This is a genomic window from Azonexus hydrophilus, assembly GCF_905120355.1.
Classification (GTDB): domain Bacteria; phylum Pseudomonadota; class Gammaproteobacteria; order Burkholderiales; family Rhodocyclaceae; genus Azonexus.
The window spans coordinates 34,570-52,431 of sequence record NZ_CAJHOB010000017.1; the positions used below are offsets into that span (position 1 = coordinate 34,570).

The window sequence follows — 17,862 nt, forward strand, 5'->3', positions numbered from 1 at the left end:
GCAGCCGCCTCAGTGCGCGGCTTCCCAGTCCGCCCCCACGCCCAACTCGACCACCAGCGGCACCTTGAGCGGCATGACCTGCGTCATCAGGCGCGGCAACTGCTCGCGCACGCTGGCGAGTTCATTGTCCGGCACTTCCAGCACCAGTTCGTCGTGCACCTGCAAGACCAGACGGGTGTTCAGACGTTCACGCTCCAGCCAGTCCTGCACGGCGATCATGGCGCGTTTGATCAGGTCGGCAGCCGTCCCCTGCATGGGGGCGTTGATCGCCGCCCGCTCCGCGCCCTGGCGCCGCATGGCCTGACTGGAACGGATTTCCGGCAGCCACAGGCGGCGGCCACAGACGGTTTCGACATAGCCTTTTTCGCGCACACTGGCACGCGCCTCTTCCATGTAGCGGGCCACGCCGGGATAACGCGCGAAATAACGGTCGATATAGGTCTGCGCGGCGCTGCGCTCCAATCCCAGTTGACGGGCCAGACCGAAGGCGCTCATGCCGTAGATCAGGCCGAAGTTGATGCTCTTGGCCACACGGCGTTGCTCAGGGCCGACTTCCAGTGGCGTGATGCCGAAAATCTCGGCCGCCGTGGCACGGTGCACGTCCTCGCCCTGCGCGAACGCCTGCAACAGGCGTGGGTCGCCGGACAGATGGGCCATGATGCGCAGCTCGACCTGCGAATAGTCGGCGGACACGATGCGGCTGCCCGGCGGCGCGATGAAGGCCGTGCGGATTCGGCGCCCCTCTTCGGTGCGCACCGGGATGTTCTGCAGATTGGGGTCGCTGGACGCGAGCCGGCCGGTCACCACCGACGCCTGCGAGAAATTCGTATGCACACGCCCCGTCTGCGGATTCACCATGCGCGGCAGCTTGTCGGTATAGGTATTTTTCAGCTTGGCCAGACTGCGGTGTTCGAGCAGAAGCTTCGGCAGAGGATAGTCCAGTGCCAGCTCGGACAGCACCTCTTCATCGGTCGACGGCGCTCCGCCGGCTGTTTTTTTCTTGACCGGCAGCCCCAGCTGGCCGAACAGGATTTCCCCCAGCTGTTTGGGCGAGGCAAGGTTGAACGGCTGCCCGGCAAGTTCGAAGGCACGCTGTTCCAACTCGAGGATCTTCTGCCCCAGTTCATGGCTTTGCCGGGCCAGTGTGCCGGCATCGACCAGAATGCCATTACGCTCCATGCGCCAGATCACCTGCCGCACTGGCATTTCAATGTCGGCATACACCGACTGCAGCGCCGCCTCCGCCGCCAGCCTGGGCTGCAGAAGCTGCTGCAGACGCAGGGTGAAATCGGCATCTTCAGCTGCATAGGGCGTGGCCTGCTCCAACGCCACCTGGGCGAAGCCGATCGCCTTGGCCCCCTTGCCGCACAGGCTTTCATAACTGATCGGCGTCAACCCCAGATGGCGCTGGCTGAGGGCGTCGAAACTGTGCGCCGCACCGTTCCACTGACCTGCCTCCAGCACATAACTCTGCAGCATGGTGTCGTGGGCAATACCGGCCAGCGCGATGCCATGATTGGCAAACACATGCTGGTCATACTTGGCGTTCTGCAGCACTTTGCTGTGCTGCGCGCTCTCCAGCCAGGGCCGGAGTTTTTCCAGAACAGCCGCCAGCGGCAGCTGCTCCGGCGTGCCCGGTGCGGCGTGCGCCAGCGGAATGTAGGCTGCTTCGCCCGGCGTGACAGCCACCGACAAACCGACCAGGCGCGCGGCAAAAGGATCAAGGTCGGTGGTTTCGGTATCCAGCGCGGTCAGCCCGGCCGCCTGGATCTTCTCCAGCCAACGGTCAAAAGCAGACCAATCAAGGATGCACTCATAATGCACCGCAATGGGTGCCGGCACTTCCTGGGCCGGGGCCGGCGCAGCTTCCGGCGCGGCCCCTTCCAGCTCGCGCAACCAGGAGCGCAAGTTGTAGCGACTGTACAGGGCATGTAGCGTCTCGCGGTCGGGCGGGCTGGCCACCAGTTGCTGCGGCGCCGGCAGATCCGGCAGATCGCAGACCACGGTCACCAGCTTCTTGCCCAACGGCAGAAAATCGAGGTGCGCCCGCAGGTTCTGTCCAACCACGCCCTTGACCTCGTCGGCATGCGCCACCAGATTTTCCAGCGTGCCGTACTCGCTCAACCATTTGACGGCAGTTTTCGGGCCGCATTTGCTGACCCCCGGCACACCATCGACCGCGTCGCCCACCAGGGCCAGATAATCGACGATCTTTTCCGGCGGCACACCGAACTTGGCCTCCACACCGGCCGCATCGAGCAGTTCCTCGCTCATGGTGTTGTACCAGCGGATACGGGGACTGACCAGTTGCATCAAGTCTTTGTCGCCGGTGGAAATCAGCGTATCCATGCCGGCGGCTTCGGCCTGTCGGGCCAGCGTGCCGATGACGTCATCGGCCTCGACACCGTCGATCGTCAGCACCGGCCAGCCGGCAGCGGTAATGGCAGCATGGATGGGTTCGATCTGGGCGCGCAGGTCATCCGGCATCGGCGGGCGATGCGCCTTGTACTCGGGAAACCATTCATCACGGAAGGTTTTGCCCTTGGCATCGAAGACGACCGCCTTGTAGTCTGCCTTGTAGTCAGCCTGCAGACGACGTAGCATGCCGAGAACGCCGTAGATGGCGCCGGTCGGTTCGCCACCGGGGCTGCGTAAATCGGGCAGCGCGTGGTAGGCGCGGTAAAGATAGGACGAGCCGTCCACCAACAACAAGAAAGGCATGGCATGACCGAATGTGAAAAGCTGGTAATGGGCGCCGAAGTCGAGGCGCTGCGCAAGAGTGCACGAGCGCGAGAATCCTGGCGAATTCTCGGCATTATGTCAGAGTTCGTCGAGGCGACCGACCGCCTGGCCGCCATCAAACCGGCAGTCAGCATCTTCGGTTCGGCGCGCACCGCTCCCGGCACGCCCTATTACGAACTGACCGAAACCATCGCCCGTCTCCTGTCCGATTCCGGCTTTGCCGTGATTTCCGGCGGCGGCCCCGGCATCATGGAAGCGGCCAACAAGGGGGCATTCCATGGCAAATCGCCCTCGATCGGCCTCAATATCCAGCTGCCGCACGAACAGCAAAGCAATCACTACCAGGACATTTCACAGACCTTCCGCCACTTTTTCGCCCGCAAGTACATGTTCGTGCGTTTTGCCAGCGCTTATGTGGTGATGCCCGGCGGCTTCGGCACCCTGGACGAACTTCTGGAAGCACTGACCCTCATCCAGACCAGCAAGACCAACCGCATACCCATCATCCTGGTCTGCTCCGACTTCTGGCGCGGCCTGATCGACTGGTTCCGCGACACGCTGGTGCGTGAGAAGATGATTGCCCCCGAAGACATGGACCTGATCCAGCTTATCGATGATCCGAAAGCCGTAGTCGAGGCAATTTTCAAACACTATGAGCACTCTTCCTTCCTGACTCCCCCGGGCGAGCGCGACCCGCTCCTCAACCTGTAATAGAATCGCGCGTCTTGCCAAGGAAAAATCATGCGCCGCCTCCTATCGCTCGCCTGCCTCATCGCTCTCCCCGTCTGGGCCCAGCCGGGTGATGCCCAACCTCTGCCTGCCGTGCCGCCGCCACCGCCGGAAATGGAGCCCTTCGACGCAGCCCTGGAACCCCAGGTGACCATCGTCAGAAACGAAAAGGAAACCCGGGAGGAATACCGGATCAGCGGCCGGCTTTACATGGTCAAGGTCACGCCGGCAGTGGGCAAGCCCTACTATCTGGTAGACCGCCAGGGTAACGGCGTGATGATCGAAAGCGAGATCAACCCGCACCCGGTCAGCCCGCCCATGTGGATCATCCACAGCTGGTAACTGCTGCCCATGCGCGAACAAGATCCCCGCGACGGTGAGTCCGGGCCCAACTTCCCCGTGCCGCCCACCCCGTTCAAGGGCGTCAGCCAGTCGGTCGATGCCGGTGCCTGTTTCGAGTGGCTGACCCAGGGCTGGACCATGTTCATTGCCCATCCGGGAATCTGGCTGGGCAGCAGCGTCCTGCTCCTGGTCTGCATCACGGCCATTTCCCTGCCGCCGCTGTTCGGGCAGATCGCCTTGCACCTGCTGCTGCCGGTATTCGGTGCCGGCATGCTGCAGATCTCGCGCAGCATTGCCGAAGGCAAGGAACCCCAGATCGCCGAACTGTTCGCTGGTTTTCGCCATCAGGCGGGACAGCTGGTGATGGTCGGCGTGTTTTTTGCCTGCGGCGTCTTCGGCATCGCCCTGCTGGCCATGTTGCTGGCCAGCAGCGGCCTGATTGGCGGCGGCATGGTCGGCAGTGTCGCCGGCCTGAGCATTGCCCTGGGCAGCATGCTGCTCACCGGCCTGCTGGTCATCATCCTGTCCACACCGGTCATCATGGCCACCTGGTTTGCACCGGCGCTAGTGTACTTTCATGGCATGACCGCAACCGACGCCATGAAAGCCAGCTTCGCTGCCGGCGCCAAGAACTGGCTGGTAATGATCATTTTCGGCATCCTGCTTTCGATTGCCGCCTTTTTTGCCCTGCTGCCGGTCGGCATCGGCATGCTCTTGCTGCTGCCGATCGCCTCGGCAGCGGTTTACGCGTCTTATCGCGACATTTTTCCCGGAGCCTGAATCTTGCGTGCGCAAAATCTGCCTGCCGCCTCCGGCTGGCAATGGTTAAGCCATGGGTTCGCCATCTACCGGCGCAACCCCCTGCTGTTCGCCCTGCAGGTGATGAGCTACTGGTTCATCATCCTGCTCATCAACATCGTGCCGCTCCTCGGTACCCTCATCGCCGCGCTGATCAACCCGGCGCTGCTGGTGGGCCTGATGCTGTCGGCACGCCAGCTGGAACAGGACAAGTCCGTCTCCGTGCGCACCTTGTTCGAGGCTTTTCGCGGTGACTACAAACCACTGCTCTGGCTGGGCGGCCTCTACCTGCTCGCTTCGCTCGCTGCCCTGAGCCTGTCGGTACTGGCTGACGGCGGTGAGTTCCTGCGTTTCCTGACCAGTGACAAGACGGAAGGCAGTGCCGCCGCAGAAGGCGCGATGTGGCTGCCGATCACTTTTGTCGCCTGCGGCATGCTGCCCGTGTTCATGGCCTGGTGGTTTGCGCCGGTACTGGTTGCCTGGCACCAGCAGACCGTCGGCAAGGCGCTCTTTTTCAGTTTCATGGCCTGCGCCATCAACTGGCGACCGTTCCTGGTCTACAGCCTGGCCTTGATCGTGGTTGCCGGCATCCTGCCCGGCCTGGCCCTGGGCGTGCTTGGCGTGCTCCTGCCGGCGTCCCTGGCGCCGCTGCTCGGCACCGCGACCCTGTTTGCCGCCGCCGGAGTGCTGGCGCCAACGATTTTTGCCAGCTTTTACGTCGCCTACCGCGACATTTTCGGAATTTCCGAAGTTGTCTGAGCCGCGCCAGGCCATCGGCCTCTACGGCGGCACCTTCAACCCGGTACACCACGCGCACCTGCGCCTGGCAGAAGAAGCCTGCGACGCCCTGAATCTGCAGGAGGTCCGCTGGATTCCGGCCGGCCAGCCACCGCACCGGGAGGCGCCGCAGGTCAGCGCAGAACAGCGGCTGACCATGGTGCGCCTGGCCACTGCCGGCAACCCCCGCTTCAGTGTCGATGCCGCCGAAGTCGAGGCACAAACGTACAGCTACACGATCCTCACCCTGGAACGCCTGCGCCAGCACTACGGCCCTGCGCAACCCCTGGTGCTGCTGCTCGGCGCCGACGCCGCTGCCGGCCTGGCCAGCTGGCACCGCTGGCAGGAAATTTTTCTGCACGCGCACGTGGCAATTGCCGAACGCCCGGGCGTGACACTAGCCGCCGCCCAGTTACCGTCAGCACTCACTGCTGAATTTACACAACGCGCCGCCCACGGCGATGCCTTGCACCACAGCCCTGGCGGTTGCGTCGTGCATTTCCCGCTGACCGCGCTCGCCATTTCCGCGACCCGCATCCGCCAGTTGCTGGCGACGGGTCAATCCGCACGCTATTTGCTGCCGGACAGCGTTGTCGACTATATTCGCGCGCACTCCCTTTACCACACTGCTTAACCAACGAAAACCTGCCTAATGGACATCACCACCCTGCAAAAAATCGTCGTTGACGCCCTGGAAGACATCAAGGGCAAGCAAATTGAAGTCATCGATACGCACAAACTCACCCCGCTGTTCGAGCGCATGGTGATCGCCACCGGCGACTCCAACCGTCAGGTCAAGGCACTGGCGCACAACGTCCAGGTCAAGGTCAAGGAAGCCGGCGGCGAGGTCATTTCGGCGGAAGGCGAAGACACCGGCGAATGGGTACTGGTCGATCTGGGCGACATGATCGTGCACGTCATGCAGCCCAGCACCCGTGCCTATTACAACCTGGAAGAGCTGTGGCAGACCACGCCGGGGCAGCCGCGCAAGCCTGCCGCAGTACCTGGTGAATAGGACCGGGACACTTCAACTGTCGGGAATCTGACGGGAGCCTGCGCAATGAAACTTGCCATCGTCGCTGTCGGCCACCGCCAGCCCGACTGGATCAGCGCCGGCTGCAGCGAGTATCTGAAACGACTGCCGCCGGAAATGGCGGCCCGCATGATCGAGATCAAACCGGAGCCCCGTGGCAGCAAAAGCCGGGAGCAATTGCTCGCCGCCGAACGCAGCCGCATCGACGCGGCACTGCCCGCCAGTGTCCGTCTGATCGTACTCGATGAAAAAGGCGACGATCTCACTACCCTGAAGCTGGCGGGCCGTCTTGAGCAGTGGCAGGCCGATGGCCGCGATGCCGCCCTGCTGATTGGCGGCGCCGACGGTCTGGACCCGGCACTGAAGGCGCGCGCCGCCGAAAAAATCCGCCTCTCCAGTCTGACCCTGCCCCACGGTCTGGCTCGCCTGCTGCTGTGCGAGCAGCTGTACCGGGCAGTCAGCGTACTGAAAAACCACCCTTATCACCGGGAAGGATGATGCGTCTTTACCTCGCCTCACGCAGCCCGCGTCGCCGCGAACTATTGCACCAGATCGGCATTGAATTCGACACCCTGATTTCGCCCTTCGAAGTCGATGAAACGCCCCTGGCTGGCGAAGCACCAGCCACCTATGTGGAACGGGTCACGCGCGCCAAGGCGGCCCAGGGACTGGCCTTGATCTGCGAACGCCACCTCATCGCCCACCCGGTACTGTCTGCCGATACCACGCTGGAAGTCGACGGCGAAATCATCGGCAAACCGGATTCACCCAGCCACGCCGAAAGCATCCTGCACCGCCTGTCCGGTCGCACGCACCGGGTCATCACCGGCGTTGCCGTGGCCAACCGGCTGCGCTGTGATTATGTCGCTTCGGTCAGCGAAGTCCGCTTCCGGCCCCTGGCGCAGGACGAAATCCGCCACTACATTCTCTCCGGCGAACCGATGGACAAGGCCGGCGCCTATGGCATCCAGGGCCGCGCCGGCCTGTTCGTAGCCCATATCGCCGGCAGCTACAGCGGCATCATGGGCCTGCCGCTGTGCGAAACCGGCGAATTACTGAAGACTTTCGGCTTCAGTTTCTGAGCATCAGCGGTTCTTGAATGCCGGCTTGCGCTTTTCGGCGAAAGCGGCCATGCCTTCCTTCTGGTCTTCCAGGGCGAAGGAAGCATGGAACACGCGGCGCTCGAACAACAATCCCTCGTTGAGCGAGGACTCGAAGGCGCGGTTGATCGACTCCTTGATCATCATGATCACCGGCAGCGAATAACCGGCAATCGCCTGCGCCGCCTTGAGGGTTTCGTCGAGCAGCTGATCAGCGGGGATGACACGGGCCACCAGGCCGGATTTCTCGGCTTCGGCAGCATCCATGAAACGCCCGGTCAGGCACAGGTCCATCGCCTTGGCCTTGCCCACGGCGCGCGGCAAGCGCTGCGTGCCGCCGGCGCCGGGCAGGGTGCCCAGCTTGATTTCCGGCTGGCCGAACTTGGCGCTATCGGCAGCGTAGATCATGTCGCACATCATCGCCATTTCACAACCGCCGCCCAGGGCAAAACCGGCCACCGCAGCGATGACCGGCTTGCGCGCGGTCTTGATGCGCTCCCAGTTGCGGGTGATGAAGTCGGTCTTGTAGGCATGCATGTAGTCGAAGTCCTTCATGAAGCCGATGTCGGCGCCAGCAGCGAAGGCTTTTTCATTGCCGGTGAGGACGATACAGCCGATGTTCTCGTCGGCTTCAAAGGCATCGATGGCGGCAGCGATGCCATCGACGACATCGTTGTTCAGGGCATTCATCGCTTCCGGCCGGTTGATGCGGATCAGGCCCACCTTGCCGTGGACTTCGCTGAGGACGATCTGGCTCATTGTTCTGTTTCTCCTGGTATATGCCGCTCCACCGCAGGCGGGCGGCCTTTTGCATGGTTGGTGCCGGCACGACAGTGCGCCCCCGGCGGCGACATCTTAGCAACCTCGCCCGCCGGTGCGCAAAACCACCCGATCTTCAGCGCACCATTCAGCGGATGAAGCGGAAATAGGCAATCAAATCACGCAGGCATTCGGTCGCCTGCTGGATCTGTTTGCTGCGCACCGTGACTTCCTGGATGGTGTTCGAGGTCTGGTCGATACCGCTGACGATATCCTCCATGCGCAGCGCGATTTCGTTGCCCGCCGTCGCCTGCTGGCGGGTACTGGTGGCGATGTGATCGGCCAGGTGATGAATCTTCTCCCCCTGATCGGTCACCGCATGCAGTCCGTTGCGGGCGGTTTCCGCCGTGCTATTGACGGTTTCCACCTGCGTACCCGCCACCGTCATGGTCGCCAATGCGCTCTGGGTGCTGCTCTGGATCCGCTGGATACTGGTCGCAATTTCACCTGTCTGCTTGCTCGAGTTCTCCGCCAGCTTGCGCACCTCATCGGCCACCACGGCAAAGCCCCGCCCGGATTCGCCGGCCCGCGCCGCCTCGATGGCCGCATTCAGAGCGAGCAGATTGGTCTGGTCGGCAATCTCGCGAATGACCTGACTGACCCGTTCAATCGCCGAAATCGAATGAAACAGCTCGTCCATCGTCTGACCGGCATCCTGCACCGTATGCACCACATGATTCGAGGCTTCCTGGCTTTGCTGCATGCGCTGTGTCGCATCGGCGAGCAGTCCGTGCGAAATCTGTACCGCCTGCGATGCCTGCTGTGCATCTTCGGCAATCTGATCAACCGACGTCACCATCTCCTCGACCGAGGCGGCGATGCTGTTGGCGGCATCCGACTGGGCGACCGTCGCCCGCCGGGTTTCATCGATTTCCTTGGACAAGGAGCGGATGTGGCTGTCGACTGCCGTGCTCTGTTCAAAAATCTCAGCCATCATGGCCCGCAAGTGGGTCTGCATGGTCACCAGGGCGTCGTTCAGCTTGCCCAGCTCATCCACCCGATGCAGAGGAATTTCATCGGTCAGATCACCCTGCGCGATATTCTGCAGGCGACCGGTGATGCGGCCGATGATCAGCATCATCCCCCGTTGCAGGAGGAGCAGCCCGAACCCAGCGCTGATGCCGGCCACGCTGAACAGCGTCACCAGCTGGTTGATCACGCCTTCCGCCATCCCCAGGCCGGGGCCCAGCCCCTGCACGGCAACGCTCAGCAACTGGACGAGAATCATGCCGACGACCAGGGCGCTCATCTTGGCGCGCAAGGGAATCCGCGCCCAGCGTGAGGTTTGCGGGATCGTCGCGCTGCCATCGTTAAGCTTGCGGTACAGCGCCTCGGCTTCGGCGATCTGGGTCCGGCTCGGTTTGGTGCGTACCGACATGTAACCGATCTTCTTGCCGTCTTTCAGCACCGGCACGATCAGCGCATCGACCCAGTAAAAATCACCGTTCTTGCAGCGATTCTTGACCCGACCGCGCCATGGCCGGTCAGCCTTCAGCGTTGACCAGGCCCAGTCGAACGCCGCTGGCGGCATATCCGGGTGGCGGACGATGTTGTGATTCTTCCCCAGCAGTTCCTCGCGGGAAAAACCGCTGACTTCGACAAAAGTATCATCCGCGTAGGTGATGATGCCTTTGAGATCGGTCCGGGAAACGATGTACTTTCCTGCGGGGAATTCCCGCTCAACGCTCGTAACTGGGGTGTTGACCTTCATGACCGGCTTTCTGTTGTCGGTTTACGATATTTTTGGCAGTTGCAGCTCGTAATGTAAAGAAGCGTATTCAAAACGCAAGATTTATGTCAGTTCTTTACAACGTCAGCCCCCCTTTTTATGCATTTCATCCACGCGCAGCCACCGGCACAGGCTGGCATAGAGCAGTTCAACATCGAGCGGCTTGGTCAGCACCTCGACCATGCCGGCCGCGAGACAGGCATGCTGATCTTCGACAAATGCGTTGGCCGTGGTGGCAATGATCGGCACCTGCGCATAGCCAGGCAGGGCGAGAATACGCCGAGTCGCCGTGAGGCCATCCATGACCGGCATCTGCATATCCATCAGAATCAGGTCGTAATGCTGGCGGCTGGCCGCCGCCAGCGCCTCGGCACCATTTTCCGCCGTATCCACGACCAGCCCGACATCATCGAGCAGACTGCAGACAATTTCCCGGTTGATCGGCTCATCCTCGGCCAGGAGAACGCGCCGCCCCGCCGTCAGGGTACGCAAGCGGGCTTCCTGCTGCGCGGCAGCGGGTGCAGTGACTGCGGTCTGGTGCGCAATAGTCAGCCAGCAGGTGAACCAGAACTGGCTACCTGCTCCAAGTTGGCTGCTGGCACCGCTATCACCACCCATGGCCAGGGCGATGTGGCGGACGATGGCCAAGCCCAGACCAGTGCCGCCAAAACGGCGCGTGGTCGAATTGTCGGCCTGCTCGAAGGGCAGGAATAGCCGGGCCAGGTTTTCTGGTGCGATGCCGGGCCCGGTATCGCGCACGGTAAACCGCAGCTGACAGCGCCCCGCCTCCTGTGCCAGCACTTCCACCTGCAACGCCACCTCGCCGCTCTGTGTGAACTTGACCGCATTGCTCAGATAATTGAGCAAGGCCTGCTGCAACCGGGTCGCGTCTCCCTGCAGGAGCGGCAATCCGGCAGGCAGATCAAGCGTGAAACGCAATCCTTTCTCGTCCATCTTCTCCTGCAGCATGGAGGTCAGATTCGCCACGATCAACGGCAGGTGTACGGGCACCGAGTCGAGCACCAGCTTGCCCGACTCGATCTTCGAAATATCCAGCACGTCGTTGATGGTCTGCAGAAGGTGGGAACTGGCCTTGTCCAGCTTGTGCAAGCGCTCGCGCTGCAGCGGGTCAAGCGATCCCCGGCTGATGAGATGCGACATGCCGAGAATGGCATTGAGCGGTGTCCGGATTTCGTGGCTCATGTTGGCCAGGAAACTGCTCTTCGCCCGGTTGGCTGCTTCGGCGGCATCCTTGGCCCGGCTCAGTTCCCGGGTCCGGGTAGCGACCAGTTCTTCCAGGTGCTGGTGGAATTCATGCAGGTGCTGTTCGCGTGCCTGAATGCTTTCTGCCATGTTGCCAAAGGTCCGGGCCAGACGTGCAATTTCGTCATTGCCGGAGGAGGCGTCTGGCTGCAGCTGATAATCGCCGCGCGCCATCTGCTCGGCCTCCTGCTCCAGCCGGGCCAGCCGGCGGATGACCAGACGATCGAGCAGGAAGCCCACGCACAGGAGTAATGTCAGATAGCTGCCCAGCTTCAACCAGACCTGCTTGCCCCATACCTGCCAGAACTGGGCTTCGAAACCGGCAGCCGGGATGCGGATGCTGATGACCCCGCGCAAATCTCCCAGCACGTAGCCAAACGCCGGATCATCGGGCGGCAGCAGGTTGGCCGGCGCATCTTCCGGCTTGCCATGACACTTCAGGCAATACGGCTCGACCCACAACGGCGAGGTGTACAGCAGGAATTTCTCCCCCTTCGCGTCGGTGATCGTTTCGCTGCGCTCGGCGGCCCGCGGGTTGGCACGGAACCAGTCCATCGCGGTCTGCTCCGCAGGATCGGCGCGGTTGTCCGGGTTGCGCGGGCGATCGGACACGTTGTTGAAACGGATACCGCTGCGCGACAACTCGGCGAAACGACTCCCTATGCGCGACAAAGCATGCGCGGGCAAGAAGCCGATCGTGTCGTGGTTGATGGCGAGACCACTATGGAGGAACTGCTGATGGTAGACCCAGCGGGTTGCCAGCAGGATCTGATAGATGGCGCGCGCATTGTCTTCCGCCTGTTGGCGCATTTCACGGCGCAACTGCTGGTGACTGAACCAGAGGTCGACGGCAAAGATCAGGGCCAGAATTTGGCCCAACACAAGCCAGACTTTCAGCTTCAAAGCCATGCCATCCCCGCTTCCCGTGGTGCGCCACCCTGCGCCGGGACCGCCGCTGCGATTCCGAGGCAAATCAGGTGGAGGACACATCCTATGCCTTTGGGCCCGGCAAAGAATTGATCCAGTGCAAATCACTGGCACACAGCCCTGCGCTACGATGGCGCGCCCACCCGCTCGCCCCCGGAAAGCCGTTCATGCGCTGCGAAACCCCAAGCCACCGCCCCATGCGGCCCTGCCAGCTGCTCTGCGTCTTGCTCTGCACTCTGGCCACCCACCCAGCCTGGGCTACCGAAGGCGGCGGCAGTGCCTACCCGGTCGGCGTCGAGACCAACTTCACCGGCCTCATGCTGCCAGAAGGCAGCCACTTCCTGCTTTATTACCAGCATTACCGGGCCGATCGCATCTACGCCAACGATGGCCAGCAGAATCCACGCATCAGTAACTTCAGCAGCCGCGCCGACGTTCTTGCCCTGCGCCTGTCGCACGTCTGGCGGGGGGTGAAGTTGGCCGGCGCCAACCTCGAAAGCCGCGTCGTCCTGCCCCTGCCGGATGTCGATCTCGAACTCACCGCCGGCGGCATTGACCGTGGCGGCAGCCGACGCGGTGCCGGCGACCTGACGCTTGCTCCGCTCTTTCTTGGCTGGCACGACGGTCCCCTGCACCGTATGGCCGGCATCGAAGTCATCGCCCCCAGCGGCAGCTACGACCGCGACCGCCCGGTCAACGCCGGCCGCAACGCCTGGCAGCTTGCCGCCCTCTACGGCGTCACCTGGCTGCCCGGCGCCTGGGAAACCTCGGCCCGCCTGCGCTTCGCCGTCAATAGTCGCAATCGCGCCACCGATTACCGTTCAGGCAACGAACTGAGCCTGGAATTCAGCGGCGGCTACCGTTTTGCCCCTGGCTGGTCGGCCGGTCTCAACGGTTACGTATACCGACAAACCAGCGACGACCGCCAGCACGGCGCAACCGTCAATGGCAATGGCAACCGGGGCGCCGTCAATGCCCTGGGACCCTATGTCGCCTGGTCGCCGGCGCCCGGTTTGGGCCTGGTCGCGAAATGGCAGATCGAATCGCACGCTCGCAACCGGCCACAGGGTCAGCGCCTGTGGCTGCAGGCGCGCTACGCGTTCTGAGCGCCCGGGCAGGCATACGCCACAGTACTGCGCCACCCCGGCAGATTGTCCGAGCGACGACAATCCACGCCAGAGGAAACTGCTAAGGTGCGGACCAACCCTGCTGGAGGAGACACCATGCACGATCACGCCCCATCCCGGCCACAGCGCCCCCTGCCAGAACCACCCCTGTGGCAGCCGGACCCGGCAACGGCCAAACAGACGCGCATGGCGCAATTCATGGCCGAAACCGGCCACGCCGATTACGCCGCCTTGTGGCGCTGGTCAGTGGAGCAGCCGGAAGCGTTCTGGCCGCGTCTATGGCAGTTCTGCGGTGCGCTCGGCAGCATGGGCGACACCGTACTGGAGGATGGCGAGCGCATGCCCGGCGCCCGCTGGTTTCCCCAGGCTCGCGTCAATTACGCCGAAAACCTGCTGCAAAATCACTCCGCCAGCAGCGACGCCCTCGTCTTCCGGGGCGAGGACAAGGTTCACCGCCGCTGGTCGCACGCCCGACTGCGGGCCGAAGTCGCGCGCTGTCAGCGCCATCTGCGCGCCTTAGGGGTCGGCCAGGGCGACCGGGTTGCCGCCTACCTGCCCAATCTACCGGAAACACTGGCAGCCATGCTCGCCACCACGGCGCTGGGCGCCATCTGGTCCTCCGCTTCGCCGGACTTCGGCGTCCAGGGCGTACTCGACCGTTTTGGCCAGATTGCACCCAAGGTGCTGCTCTGTGTCGACGGCTACTGGTACAACGGCAAACAGGTCGATTGCCGGGCCAAGAACGCCGAAGTCGTGGCGCAACTGCCGTCGCTGGCAGGCGTCGTGCTGGTGCCCTATCTCGGTCTGACGAACGCAGCACAGTTCCAGCCACCACTGACGTCCTGGGAAGACTTGCCGGACAGTGACGAAGACATCATTTTCACGCCGCTGCCCTTCGCCCACCCGCTGTTCATCATGTATTCCTCCGGCACCACCGGCGTACCCAAATGCATCGTACATGGCCACGGCGGCGTCCTCCTGCAGCATCTCAAGGAGCACATCCTGCACAGCGATGTGCGCCCCGGCGACCGCCTGTTCTACTTCACCACCTGCGGCTGGATGATGTGGAACTGGCAGGTGTCCGCTCTCGCCGCCGGCGCCACCCTGCTCCTCTATGACGGTTCGCCGTTTGCCGCTGGCGGGACGATCCTGTTCGACTACGCCGAGCAGGAACGGGCCAGCCATTTCGGCACCTCGGCCAAATTCATTGATGCCGCCGCCAAGATGGCACTGAACCCGACCCGGACACACGACCTGAGCGCCCTGCGGGTGCTGTTCTCCACCGGCAGCCCGCTGGCTCCGGAGGGGTTTGACTGGGTCTACCGCGAAATCAAGGCCGATTTACTACTCGCCTCGATTTCCGGCGGCACCGACATCGTTTCCTGCTTCGTGCTCGGCAATCCCCTGTTGCCGGTGCATCGTGGCGAAATCCAGTGCCGCGGCCTGGGCATGGCGGTCGATGTATTCGCTGAAGACGGCCAGCCCGTGCGGGAGGAAAAAGGCGAGCTGGTGTGCACCCGCCCCTTCCCGGTCATGCCGATCGGTTTCTGGAACGACCCGGAGGGCAGCAAGTACCGCGCCGCCTATTTCGAGCGTTTTCCTGGCGTCTGGTGCCACGGCGATTTCTCGGAGCTGACCGCGCACGACGGCATGATCATCTACGGCCGCTCGGACGCGACGCTCAACCCGGGGGGCGTACGCATCGGCACGGCAGAAATCTACCGGCAGGTCGAACAGTTGCCAGAAGTGCTGGAATCGCTGGTCATCGGCCAGGACTGGCCACCCGGCCGGCACGACGACATACGGGTGGTGCTGTTCGTCAAACTCGCACCGGGCGTCACTCTCGATGCTGTCCTGATTGATCGCATCCGCCAGCAGATTCGCGCCAATACCACGCCACGCCATGTTCCGGCGAAGGTGGTGCAGGTGCACGACATTCCCCGCACCAAGTCAGGCAAGATCGTCGAACTTGCGGTGCGCAACGTGGTGCATGAACGCCCGGTCAAGAACGTCGAAGCACTGGCCAACCCGGAGGCGCTGGAGGAATTCCGCAACCGCCCCGAACTGGCGGATTAGAACAAACGCCGGCGCAACAGGCGCCACCGGCCCGGCAGACGGTAAGGCTGCAGCGAGGGCAGCCTCCAGCCAGCGCAGGGCAACTCCACCCAGCGGTGGAACGCCATGCCGGCAACAATCGCGACGACCCAACTGACCACCAGCCACCACAGGATGGCCGCCGGGTCGCCATCACTGTTGTGGGCGAACAGAGCATTCATCAGCAGCAACACCGGGAAATGGACCAGAAAAACGCTGTAGGAAATGCGCCCGAGAAACGCACTGACACGACTGTGCGGCCAGCGGTACAACCATTCCTGCCGCCGCCCGACCGCGAGCAACAAGGCCACCCCCACCGCCAGCAGCACGCGCAGGCGGAAATCCTCGACCAGCGCGGCACAACCGGTGCAGAGCATCAGCCCCAGCCACAAGCGTAGCCGCCCCGGCGCCGAAGCCCACCAGGCAGCCGCCCCCAGACCGTAAGCGCCGAAGAAGTAGAGCGCCCAGTTATCCAGTGTCGGGTAGCGGTTGAAATAGAACAGGGACGCCAGGACCAGCATCAGCACCAGCAACACGGAAAGCCAGGGCCGCCCCCGCCCACACCACAGCAGGAGGGCAAACAGGGCAAACAGCTGGAAATCGATGGCAACGTACCAGACCCCGGCCGACAGGGAATCCACCCCCAGCACCCCATGCACCAGGGTGACGTGCGCCAGCCATTGGCCAAGATGCGCCTGGGCCGGAATCGCCGGATCGTCGAGCCACTGATCCGCCACCGCCGACGCCACCACCGCCAGGCTGATGGCCACCGCAAACGGCAGCACCAGCCGCAGATAGCGGCGCCCGATCAGGGCAAACGGCTGCCTGACGAGCAACTCGCCCTGTGGCGCCAGACTGCGGGCCGCAAGAAAACCGCCCACCACGAGAAATATCTGCACCGCCATGCGGGCATAATCGATCAGCCATTGCGACAGATCCGAGAACTCCACCGCCAGCGCAGTCGCCAGTGGCCCGTAAAACGCCAGGTGATGCACCAGCACCAGCTGCGACGCGAGCGCCCGCAAGGCGTCGATCAACGGCATGCGGGCAGGGAAAGCGAATTTCAAGATGAGCACCAGGACAGGGAAGCCGACATTCTAATTTTGTTTGCTGCGCCGCACAAAAGGGTTTTTTGTGGCGGTTGGTGAAGCGGCCCCGGTGTTGCCGGCCAGCAGCGCGCCGCTCGGGGCGAGGTCGCCGTCCTGCAGGCGGGCATAGACGCGCGGCACGAGCGCCTGTTGCGTCGAGCCGTCGGGCAGGGTGACGGTTTCAGAAACCAGCCAGACGATGTCGGTGGTCAGTTGGGCGACCTGCGCCGCGGAAAGCGCCACGCCGGGAATGAGTTGCCATTCCTGCGCCACGCTGACGCCCGCCGCCAGCAGCGCCTGATACTGCGCTTCGTCGTCGGCGTAGCCGGCCAGGAAGCGGCGGCCCGTCAGTTGCGCCACCTGCTCGGCGATGAGCCGCTGTTCGTAGAAACCGTCGCCCAGGCGTTTTTGCATCTGCGCCGGATCGAGACTGAGCGCTTGCAGCAGGTAGTCCGAGGACAGCCAGGTCCGGTAATTGGCAAAGACCGGGTCGGTTTCAAGCAGGTAATGGGCCGTGCTGCCGGGTTGCTGGTGGTAGAGACGATTACGCCGCATTCGCCGTTGCTTGCTTCGGCGGCGGGCGGATTCGGGGGCGGGGATCGGAAGGGCTGTAGATCAGGGCGTGGGCGACGGTGTTCATGGCGCATAGCTTTCACTGCTGCCCGTTGGCAGGTTTCACGATATAGGGGTCTGCTTCTTCATCGTATCCGGGCGGCGGCTTGAGCTTGATTGACGACATGACCGTGTTGACGCTCTCGTAGGCCGATTTCATCCAGCCGGGGCGGGGAGAATCAGGGAGGTAGTATTTTTCTGGAATGAACTGGTTGTACATAATATATATCTTGAGAATGCGATCTTTAGCAAGCGCCGTAAAATAACTCTCGCTAGAACCCATTTCACTTAAATCCCACCTGTGAAACCATTTCCTTCCATCAATAATAATTTCACTAACCTCAGCGCCTGCCGGGTAGAGTTTTCCGTCATGATGGCTGCGCACCATAAAATCTCTTCGCTGGCTTCGTCCAACTTCTTTTAGCAGATCACCCAGCACCATGAAATTCCGGCGATACCTTTCTGACGACTCTGATTGGTCTATGTGCACGAATAAATTACAGTCAATATCAAGCTGGCCAAGTTGTGAAGAATTCAGGAAGGGAGGCCCGAATCTATAAGTCCTGAAAAAAGAAAAAACACCTTCTTTATATTTACTCTCGCCCGTTTTGGCGCCATAGGCATTAACAGGCCGTTGAAAAACCCCGCAAATTCCATGCAAATGGTATAATTTGTCTTTCGA

Annotated in this window: 17 protein-coding genes; 10 read left to right on the forward strand and 7 right to left on the reverse strand. The window is 62.6% G+C overall.

What is annotated here, in order from left to right; all coding sequences use genetic code 11:
* Window positions 1-9: 9 nt before the first annotated feature.
* Window positions 10-2,721, reverse strand: coding sequence for a DNA polymerase I (gene polA / locus JYJ39_RS12400; RefSeq protein WP_205204736.1), 2,712 nt, complete (start codon window positions 2,719-2,721; stop codon window positions 10-12).
* A 27-nt stretch (window positions 2,722-2,748) separates the two neighbouring features.
* Here polA and JYJ39_RS12405 point away from each other — a divergent pair, with 27 nt between their 5' ends.
* Genes JYJ39_RS12405 through JYJ39_RS12440 form a run of 8 tightly spaced genes read left to right on the forward strand, consistent with a single transcriptional unit; the run spans window position 2,749 to window position 7,503 of the window.
* On the forward strand, window positions 2,749-3,453 hold the full coding sequence (locus JYJ39_RS12405) for a TIGR00730 family Rossman fold protein (protein ID WP_240189654.1): 705 nt from the start codon (window positions 2,749-2,751) through the stop codon (window positions 3,451-3,453).
* Window positions 3,454-3,483: 30 nt separating this feature from the next.
* Window positions 3,484-3,813, forward strand: coding sequence for a DUF2782 domain-containing protein (locus JYJ39_RS12410; protein WP_205204740.1), 330 nt, complete (start codon window positions 3,484-3,486; stop codon window positions 3,811-3,813).
* A gap of 9 nt (window positions 3,814-3,822) precedes the next feature.
* Complete coding sequence (locus JYJ39_RS12415; RefSeq protein WP_205204741.1) at window positions 3,823-4,593, forward strand: BPSS1780 family membrane protein; 771 nt, start codon at window positions 3,823-3,825, stop codon at window positions 4,591-4,593.
* Window positions 4,594-4,596: 3 nt separating this feature from the next.
* Window positions 4,597-5,370: a BPSS1780 family membrane protein gene (locus JYJ39_RS12420; protein ID WP_205204742.1), complete on the forward strand. Its 774-nt coding sequence runs from the start codon at window positions 4,597-4,599 to the stop codon at window positions 5,368-5,370.
* Window positions 5,363-6,022: a nicotinate-nucleotide adenylyltransferase gene (gene nadD / locus JYJ39_RS12425; RefSeq protein WP_205204743.1), complete on the forward strand. Its 660-nt coding sequence runs from the start codon at window positions 5,363-5,365 to the stop codon at window positions 6,020-6,022. The genes JYJ39_RS12420 and nadD overlap by 8 nt, the downstream gene beginning before the upstream one ends.
* Window positions 6,023-6,040: 18 nt before the next feature.
* A complete protein-coding gene (gene rsfS / locus JYJ39_RS12430) occupies window positions 6,041-6,403 on the forward strand; it encodes a ribosome silencing factor (protein WP_205204744.1) in 363 nt (120 codons plus the stop codon).
* Window positions 6,404-6,448: 45 nt separating this feature from the next.
* Entirely contained in the window at window positions 6,449-6,919 is a 471-nt protein-coding gene (rlmH, locus tag JYJ39_RS12435; RefSeq protein WP_205204745.1) for a 23S rRNA (pseudouridine(1915)-N(3))-methyltransferase RlmH, read from the forward strand.
* Complete coding sequence (locus tag JYJ39_RS12440; protein WP_205204764.1) at window positions 6,919-7,503, forward strand: Maf family protein; 585 nt, start codon at window positions 6,919-6,921, stop codon at window positions 7,501-7,503. The genes rlmH and JYJ39_RS12440 overlap by 1 nt, the downstream gene beginning before the upstream one ends.
* Window positions 7,504-7,506: 3 nt before the next feature.
* Here JYJ39_RS12440 and JYJ39_RS12445 read toward each other — a convergent pair whose 3' ends face one another.
* From JYJ39_RS12445 to JYJ39_RS12455, 3 genes are all read right to left on the reverse strand, one after another.
* Window positions 7,507-8,280, reverse strand: coding sequence for an enoyl-CoA hydratase (locus tag JYJ39_RS12445; RefSeq protein ID WP_205204746.1), 774 nt, complete (start codon window positions 8,278-8,280; stop codon window positions 7,507-7,509).
* A gap of 148 nt (window positions 8,281-8,428) precedes the next feature.
* Complete coding sequence (locus JYJ39_RS12450; RefSeq protein WP_205204747.1) at window positions 8,429-10,051, reverse strand: methyl-accepting chemotaxis protein; 1,623 nt, start codon at window positions 10,049-10,051, stop codon at window positions 8,429-8,431.
* A gap of 102 nt (window positions 10,052-10,153) precedes the next feature.
* Window positions 10,154-12,241 (reverse strand): c-type heme family protein, encoded by a 2,088-nt coding sequence (locus JYJ39_RS12455; RefSeq protein WP_205204748.1) that lies wholly within the window; start codon window positions 12,239-12,241, stop codon window positions 10,154-10,156.
* Window positions 12,242-12,426: 185 nt separating this feature from the next.
* Between JYJ39_RS12455 and JYJ39_RS12460 the strand changes: the two genes are divergently transcribed.
* On the forward strand, window positions 12,427-13,365 hold the full coding sequence (locus JYJ39_RS12460) for a SphA family protein (RefSeq protein ID WP_205204750.1): 939 nt from the start codon (window positions 12,427-12,429) through the stop codon (window positions 13,363-13,365).
* Between the two features lie 117 nt (window positions 13,366-13,482).
* Window positions 13,483-15,462: an acetoacetate--CoA ligase gene (locus JYJ39_RS12465; RefSeq protein WP_205204752.1), complete on the forward strand. Its 1,980-nt coding sequence runs from the start codon at window positions 13,483-13,485 to the stop codon at window positions 15,460-15,462.
* Here JYJ39_RS12465 and JYJ39_RS12470 read toward each other — a convergent pair.
* The 3 genes from JYJ39_RS12470 to JYJ39_RS12480 all read right to left on the reverse strand — a co-directional run.
* Complete coding sequence (locus JYJ39_RS12470) at window positions 15,459-16,547, reverse strand: acyltransferase family protein (RefSeq protein WP_205204754.1); 1,089 nt, start codon at window positions 16,545-16,547, stop codon at window positions 15,459-15,461. The genes JYJ39_RS12465 and JYJ39_RS12470 overlap by 4 nt on opposite strands.
* A gap of 30 nt (window positions 16,548-16,577) precedes the next feature.
* Window positions 16,578-17,123 carry an S-layer family protein gene (locus tag JYJ39_RS12475; protein WP_205204755.1) on the reverse strand — a complete coding sequence of 182 codons (546 nt, stop codon included), beginning with the start codon at window positions 17,121-17,123 and terminating at the stop codon, window positions 16,578-16,580.
* A 97-nt stretch (window positions 17,124-17,220) separates the two neighbouring features.
* Window positions 17,221-17,862, reverse strand: a 642-nt coding sequence (locus JYJ39_RS12480; protein ID WP_205204757.1) for a hypothetical protein, incomplete at its 5' end; no start/stop codon positions are given.